Source organism: Arthrobacter sp. NPDC080086, assembly GCF_040702285.1.
Genome location: NZ_JBFBKP010000027.1, coordinates 44,717 through 52,321 on the forward strand (window position 1 = coordinate 44,717; position 7,605 = coordinate 52,321).

Here is a 7,605-nt window from a genome sequence, read left to right on the forward strand (position 1 = left end):
CTTCCGGCCCTGCGCTTTCTGCGGGGCGGCATCCAGTAGCGTTGAGCCATGTCTTCGACTTTGGTTTGGCTTCGCGACGATCTTCGCCTGGATGACAACCCGGCCCTGGCGGAGGGCGCCGCCGCCGACGGGCCAATGACGGTGGTCTACGTCCTGGACGAAGAGTCCCCCGGCATCAGGCCTCTGGGCGGCGCCACGAAGTGGTGGCTGCACCACTCGCTGGAGTCCCTGGCCGCGGACCTCAAGGAGGCCGGCAACCGGCTGGTGCTGCGCCGCGGCCGGGCGGACCGGATCATCCGCGACCTGGTCAAGGAAACCGGCGCGGACCGCGTGCTGTGGAACCGCCGCTACGGCGGCCCGGAGCGGGCCGTCGACGCGGGCCTCAAGGACTGGGCCGCCAAGGAGGGCCTCGAGGCCGAGAGCTTCCAGGCCAACCTCCTGTTCGAGCCGTGGACCGTCCGGAACGGCTCCGGCGGCCCCTACAAGGTCTTCACCCCGTTCTGGAAGGCCTGCCTGGACTCCCAGGACCCCCGGCAGCCGCTGGACGCCCCGCAGCAGCTCCCCGCCCCCGCCAAGACCGGAGAGCGCCGGCTGCCGGCCACCGACACCCTGTCCGACTGGGAGCTCCTCCCCCAGCGGCCGGACTGGAGCCAGGGTCTGGCCAAGGAATGGACCCCCGGCGAGGCGGGCGCCCACGAGCGGCTGGAGACCTTCCTGGACGGCCCCGTGACCGAGTACGGGACCGGGCGCGACCGGCCCGGCGTCGAGGGCACCAGCAGGCTCTCCCCGCACCTGCGCTTCGGCGAGATCAGCCCGTTCCGGATCTGGCACGCCCTGCGTTCCCGCTTCCCGCACCACGCCCCCGCCGACGTCGGCGTGTTCCGCTCCGAGATCGGCTGGCGGGAATTTTGCTGGCAGCTGCTGTACGAGAATCCCCAGCTGGCCACCCGCAACTTCCGGCCCGAGTTCGACGACTTCGCCTGGGAAAAGCCCACCGCGGCGGACCTCCGGGCCTGGCAGCAGGGCCGGACCGGGTATCCGTTGGTGGACGCCGGCATGCGGCAGCTCTGGCAGACCGGCTGGATGCACAACCGCGTCCGGATGGCGGCGGCCTCGTTCCTGGTTAAGAACCTGCTGGCGGACTGGCGCACCGGCGAGGAATGGTTCTGGGACACCCTGGTGGACGCCGATTCCGCCTCCAACCCCGCCAACTGGCAGTGGGTTGCCGGCTCCGGCGCGGACGCCTCCCCCTACTTCCGGATCTTCAATCCGGTGACGCAGAGCAAGAAATTCGACGCCGCGGGACGCTACCTGCGCGCCTACCTCCCCGAGCTGGCCGACCTGGACGACAAGGCCATCCACGAGCCCTGGAAGGCCGCGGACGGCGCCGGGGACTATCCGGAGCCGGTGGTGGGGCTGCCCGAGTCCCGCGCCCGGGCGCTGGAGACGTACCAGAAGCTCAAGGACGGCTGAACGAACCCGCGGGCCGGGCGGGTTTGGCCCGGCCCCGGCCCGGAACAGCGCACCTGGCCGCGGGGCCGCGGGAACGCGAAAGGCCCGGATCCTCAATGGATCCGGGCCTTTCCTTTGTTGCGGGGACAGGATTTGAACCTGTGACCTCTGGGTTATGAGCCCAGCGAGCTACCGAACTGCTCCACCCCGCGTCGCACCATCAACATTACCTGCCGGTGAACGCGGGGCCAAATCGGGGCGGCGTGATCTGCATCGCACCGCCCCGATCCCGGGGGTGGCCGGCGCCCCGTCACGGGAGGCCGGCCACGAGGCCCGCGGCTACTTGGTGGGCGAGGGCGAGGCTGTCGCCGTCGGCGACGCCGTGGGCGAGGGGCTGCCGCCGCTGGCCGGCGGCGTCAGCTTCCCCTCGGCGTCGATCGCCCGCTGCAGGGCGGCGGAGAGCTTCTTCTGCTGGTCGCCGTAGGCTGCGAAGTCGCCCTTGGCCAGGGCCTCCTGGCCGGCCTTGATGGCGCTGTTCGCGTCATCGAGTGCCGCCTTGAGGTCCGCGTTGGCGTTCGAGCCGCCGGTGGGCGGGGTTGTCCCGGTGCCCGGGCCCGGCGTCGCCGGTGTCTGGCCGTTGTTCGCCGCGTCGCCCGCCGTGGCGCCGGAGCTGCCGCCGAAGAGCTGGTTCAGCGCCTCGTCCAGGGTCGGGGCGAAGCCGATCTTGTCGCCGAAGGCCACCAGCACTCGCTGCAGCGTCGGGTAGGAGGTCTCCCCCGTCGACTTCAGGTAGACCGGCTGGACGTAGAGCAGGCCGCCACCCACCGGCAGCGTCAGCAGGTTGCCGTTGAGCACCGCGGACGCGCCCTGCCGGAGCAGGTTCAACGCCTGGGACACCGTGGGGTCCGAGTTGAACTTGTTCTGCGCCTGGCCCGGGCCGGGGACGTTGGCCTCCGGCGGGATCTGCAGCAGCCGTAGCTGGCCGTAGCTGTCCGCCTTCACGCCCTTCTGGTTACCGGCGTCGGAGTCCGCGGCGAGGAAGCCGTAGAGGACGTTTCGGGCGTTGCCGTTGACCACCTGCGGGATGAACGAGGAGGTGAGCTGGAAGGCCGGCTTGTCCTGGTCCGGCATCTGCAGCGACATGTAGAACGGAGGCTGCTTGACGCCGTCGTCCTTCACCGTGGGGTCGTTCGGGACGCTCCACGCGTCGTTGTTGGTGAAGAAGTTGTCCGGGTTGGTCACGTGGTACCGGCCCAGCAGCTCACGCTGGACCTTGAAGAGGTCCTCCGGGTACCGTACGTGGCTCATCAGCGCACCCGACATCTCCGAGTACGGCTTCAGCGTGGAGGGGAAGATGCTCTGCCAGGCCTTCAGGACCGGATCCTGGTCATCCCAGGCGTAGAGGGTGACGGAGCCGTCGTAGGCGTCCACGGTGGCCTTGACCGAGTTCCGGATGTAGTTCACCGAGCTGCTGGGCAGCGCGGCGGTCCGGCCCGCGGAGGTCTGCGAGTCCCGGGTGGCGTCCGAGAGCTGCTCCTGCTGGGAGTACGGGAAGTACGGGCTGGTGGTGTAGCCGTCCACGATCCACTTCACGCGGCCGTCCACGACGGCGGGATAGGCATTGCCGTCGACCGTCAGGTACGGGGCCACCTTCTCCACGCGGTCCTTGGGGCTGCGGTCGTAGAGGATCTGCGAATCGGCGTTGACGCCGTCGGAAAGCAGGAGGTCGGAGGACTGGAACTTCACCGCGTACAGGATCTTGTTGAAGAAGCTGCCCACGTTCGGGCCGCCGTTGCCGGTGAAGGTGTACTGCGTGCCGGCGTCGCCCTCCTTGGCGGCGGGGCGGTCCTGCTCACGGTGCGGCGCGCCGTCCGGGGCGCCGACGATCGAGTAGTCCGGAGAGTTTTCGCCGAAGTAGATCCGCGGCTGGTACGTGGTGTCGGTGCCGAGGACGCCGGTCGACGGGATGCCGGACTGCAGGAAGTCGGGCTTGCCGTCGGCGGTGAACTTGTTGCCCTTGGCAGCGACGACACCGTAGCCGTGGGTGTAGACGACGTGCTTGTTCAGCCAGGACTGCTGGTTGCTGGCCAGGCCGCTGGGGTTCAGCTCGCGGACCGCGATCACGGTGTCCTGGATCTTGCCGTTGACCTCATACCGGTCCACGTTCAGGGTGCTGGGGAACTGGTAGTACGGCCGGTATTGCTCAAGCTGCGAGAACGCGTCGGAGATCAGATTCGGGTCCAGCAAGCGGATGTTCGCCGTCGTCTGGGCGTCCGGGGCCAGCGCGCCGGTGGTGGCGTTGGTCGTGGCCTCATAGCGCTTTTCCTGGATCTTATCCAGGCCGTAGGCAGCCCGGGTCATGGCGATGTTGCGCTCGATGTAGGTCTTTTCCAGGGTCTGCTCGGAGGGGCGGACCTGGAACTGCTGGATGACCCACGGGTAAACGCCGCCGGCCAGGATGGAGGTGATGACCAGCATGGCGGTGCCGATGACGGGGAGGCGCCACTTGCCGATCACGGCCGCGACAATGAAGAGCACGGCCACCAGCGCGGCGGCGACGGCGAGGATCGCCTTGGTGGGGATCACGGCGTTGACGTCCGTGTAGAGGGCGCCGGCCCAGCGGCCGCTGTTGTTCAGCACGGCCGAGTAGCGGTCCAGCCAGAAGTTGACGCCCAGCAGCAGCAGGAAGGCCGCGCCGGTGACGGCCAGGTGGATCTGGGCGGCGCGGCTGGTGAAGACGCCACGTTCCATCAGGCGGATGCTGCCGTAGAGGTAGTGGGTGAGGATCCCCGCGATGCCGGCGACGACGGCGACGCTGATCAGGAAGCCGGTGACGAAGCCCAGGAACGGCAGGGTCATCATGTAGAAGCTGATGTCCAGGTTGAACTGCGGATCATTCTGGCCGAACGGCTTCTGGTGCAGGAACAGCAGCACCTTCTGCCACTGGCTGGCGGCCGCGCTGCCGGCGAAGAGGCCGAACAGGACGGGCAGGCCGATCATGACCACGCGGCGGATCGGCTCGAGCTGGGCCTGGTAGCGGTTGAGGTTGTCCCGGATCTCGGAGTCCGGGGCGTAGACGGGCCGGGCGGTGTAGGCGATGCGGATGGCGAAGAACATGGCCGCGAACATCACCGCGAAGCCCGCCAGGAAGATCAGGATCCGGGACACGTTCTCGGTCACGAAGACTTCGAAGTAGCCCAGTTGCTGGTACCAGAGGACGTCCGTCCACACATTGGCGAAGAAGATGAAGCCCACGACGAGCAGGGCCACGACAATCAGCGTGGGCGTTAGGGCGCCTCGCCGCTGCTGTTGCCTTCCGGGTGGGACGGTGCTGGGACGGGACAAACTCGATACCTCATAGCTGGTCGTCGGTGCTGCTGTTTTTTCAGTTGTCTCTTGTGCCACGAGCGGCACGGAGGCTTAGTTCCGGGGTCAGTCTAGTTCCTGGTGCAAGCGGGCAGCTCGGCCGTGTCGCCGCCTGACGCTGAGAGCTCGACGGCGTGCCGTGCGTCGGCCAGGGTCTCGACCTTCACCACCTGCAGGCCGGCCGGGATGTGGCCGACGACTTCGTCGCAGTTGGCCGCCGGCGCGAGGAACAGGGTGGCCCCGCCGGAGCGGGCGCCGACCATCTTCTGGTCGATGCCGCCGATGGGCCCGACGGCGCCGTCGGGGGTGATGGTTCCGGTGCCCGCGATGTGCTTGCCGCCGGTAAGGTCGCCCGGGGTCACCGTGTCCACGATCCCGAGGGCGAACATCATGCCGGCGCTCGGGCCACCCACCTTGTCCAGGGAGATTTTTACGTCGAAGGGGAAGGTGAACTTGTACTGCAGCACCACGCCGAGGAGGTAGCGGCCGTTCTCGGACTTGGCCGGCGTGATGGTCAGCGTCTGCTGGCTGCCGCCGCGGTCCACCACCACGGGGACCGGTTTGCCGTTGCCGGCGGCGAGCTCGGACTGGATGACGCTCAGCGCGGAGATCGGCTTGCCGCCGATGGAGACCAGCAGGTCGCCCTCCTGGATCTTGCCCTTGGACGCGGAGTCGTCGGGGATGCTGGCCACCTGGAGCTTCTGCCCGAACGGGATGCCGAGTTCCTTCAGGGCGGCCGCGACGGCGTTCTCCTGGGAGGTGGTCATGGCCACGGCACTTTCCTGCTGCGACTGTTCCTTGGTGACGCCGCTGGGGAAGATCAGTTCCTGCGGGTAGACGGCCTTGGCGGGGTTCAGCCAGGCGGTGAGGGCCTCGAAGACGCTCACGGGTCCGTTGGGGCCGCCGTCGACGTACACCGTGGTGAGGTCCAGGTTGCCCTTGGCCGGGTAGGACTCGTGCCCGGTGACGGTGATGACCGGCTTGCCGTTGTCCGTGCCCAGGGTGTTGAAGGTGGGGCCCGGGGATTCGATCACATAGGGAACGGGCAGGCTGAGGGCTGCGACGCCGAGTCCGATCGAGAGCAGGCCGGAGACCACCATGGCCGAGGGTCGGCGCCCTCCTCCCCCGGCGCCGCCCTGCCGGCCGGCGCGAGCTCCGCGGCGCGGCCAGAGGCCCGCGTGGTCGGCGCCGTCGCCGTCGGTAGCGGGGCTTTCGACCGTGCCGTTGGCGGTACTGTCGGCCACGGGGCCGTTACCGGGCTGCCCGTCCTGCGTAAACGTCACTGAAGGACCTCTCGTGCCGGCGTCCGGCACCCCTGCCGGGGGTGGTCCGGACGCTGGGCCGGCGCCCGGAAACGGCGCGTCAGCCATGCAAATATTCCAGAGCCCCACACTACGCGCTCGCGGGGTGCCGGAGTGCTTTGCCGACAGCGAACGGCGCCGGTTTCTGCAAGACAGCCGCTGAGCGGGAGGGGTAGCGTGAAGTTGAGTACCAGTCACACCGACGATCGGCGGGATCATGACCTCTAACCCACACCAACCGTCCAACGGGGACGACGAGCCCAAGGATCCGCTGGCGGAAATGCTGCAGAACCTGATGGGCGGCAAGGGCATGGGGAACATCGATCCGGCCGAACTGGCCAAAGCCGCGGGCCTGCCCGATGACCCCAACCTGCTGGCGCAGATGTTTTCGCAGGTCCAGGCCATGATGAGCGCCTCCTCCGACGGGCCCGTCAACTGGCAGCTGGCGCACGAGAACGCCCGGCGGGTCGCGGCCAGCGGTTCCGACCCCTCCGTCACCGCCGCCCAGTCCCGCGAGGTGGACGAGGCGCTCCGGCTGGCTGAGCTGTGGCTGGACCAGGTCACCGAGCTTCCCTCCACGGGGCTGATCGGCCGTGCCTGGTCCCGGGCCGAGTGGGTCGAGGAAACCCTGGGCACCTGGAAGCGGCTGACCGAGCCGGTGGCCAACAGCATCGCCAACGCACTCTCCACCGCGATGACCGAACAGATGCCCGAGGAAATGAAGTCCATGATGGGCGGCGCCTCCTCGATGCTGCAGAACATGGGCGGCGCGATCTTCGGCATGCAGCTGGGCCAGGCGATCGGTGCACTCTCCGCAGAGGTGGTCAGCTCCACCGACATCGGCGTCCCGCTGGCCGACCTGGAGATGGCGCTCCTCCCCGCCAACGTGGCCAAGTTCGGTGAGGGCCTCAGCCTTCCCGAGAACGACATCCGGCTCTTCCTGGCCGTCCGCGAGGCCGCCCACGCCCGGCTGTTCGTCCAGGTCCCTTGGCTGCGCGGGCACCTGCTGGGCGCCATCGAGGCCTACGCCCGGGGCATCCACATCGACACCTCCAAGATTGAGGACCTCGCCCGGGAGCTGGACCCCAGCAACCCCGAAGGCATCCAGGAGGCCCTCTCCCAGGGTGTCTTCATGCCGCAGCGCACCCCCGCCCAGGACCAGGCACTGGAGAAGCTCGAGACCGCGCTCGCTCTGGTGGAGGGGTGGGTGGACGAGCTGACCGCCGCCGCCACCGAGAAGCTGCTGCCTTCTGCGGCGGCCCTGCGCGAGACGGTCCGCCGCCGCCGTGCCACCGGCGGACCGGCCGAACACGCCTTCTCGTCCCTGGTGGGCCTGGAGTTGCGGCCGCGCCGGCTGCGCGAGGCCGCGACGCTGTGGGCCCAGTTGAAGGAGGAACGCGGCGTGGAGGGCCGGGACGCCATCTGGCAGCACCCGGACCTGCTGCCCACCGCCGAGGACCTCGATGACCCGAAGGGCTTCAGCGAA

4 protein-coding genes and 1 tRNA gene are annotated in these 7,605 nt (G+C 68.9%); 2 read left to right on the plus strand and 3 right to left on the minus strand.

All coding sequences use genetic code 11. From position 1 onward, the window contains the following. Positions 1-48 precede the first annotated feature (48 nt). Positions 49-1,473: a deoxyribodipyrimidine photo-lyase gene (locus tag AB0305_RS11305; protein WP_364132937.1), complete on the plus strand. Its 1,425-nt coding sequence runs from the start codon at positions 49-51 to the stop codon at positions 1,471-1,473. Positions 1,474-1,590: 117 nt separating this feature from the next. On the opposite strand, the gene AB0305_RS11310 is transcribed toward AB0305_RS11305, so the two are convergent. The 3 genes from AB0305_RS11310 to AB0305_RS11320 all read right to left on the minus strand — a co-directional run bounded on the left by AB0305_RS11310 (position 1,591) and on the right by AB0305_RS11320 (position 5,918). After that, a tRNA-Met gene (locus tag AB0305_RS11310) sits at positions 1,591-1,664 on the minus strand. Between the two features lie 127 nt (positions 1,665-1,791). Then, positions 1,792-4,797, minus strand: a complete 3,006-nt coding sequence (locus AB0305_RS11315; protein WP_364132939.1) for a UPF0182 family protein — start codon at positions 4,795-4,797, stop codon at positions 1,792-1,794. A gap of 92 nt (positions 4,798-4,889) precedes the next feature. Further along, complete coding sequence (locus AB0305_RS11320) at positions 4,890-5,918, minus strand: S16 family serine protease (RefSeq protein WP_290256459.1); 1,029 nt, start codon at positions 5,916-5,918, stop codon at positions 4,890-4,892. A 418-nt stretch (positions 5,919-6,336) separates the two neighbouring features. On the opposite strand from AB0305_RS11320, the gene AB0305_RS11325 reads away from it, so the two are divergent. Beyond that, positions 6,337-7,605, plus strand: a 1,269-nt coding sequence (locus tag AB0305_RS11325) for a zinc-dependent metalloprotease (RefSeq protein ID WP_366172976.1), incomplete at its 3' end; no start/stop codon positions are given.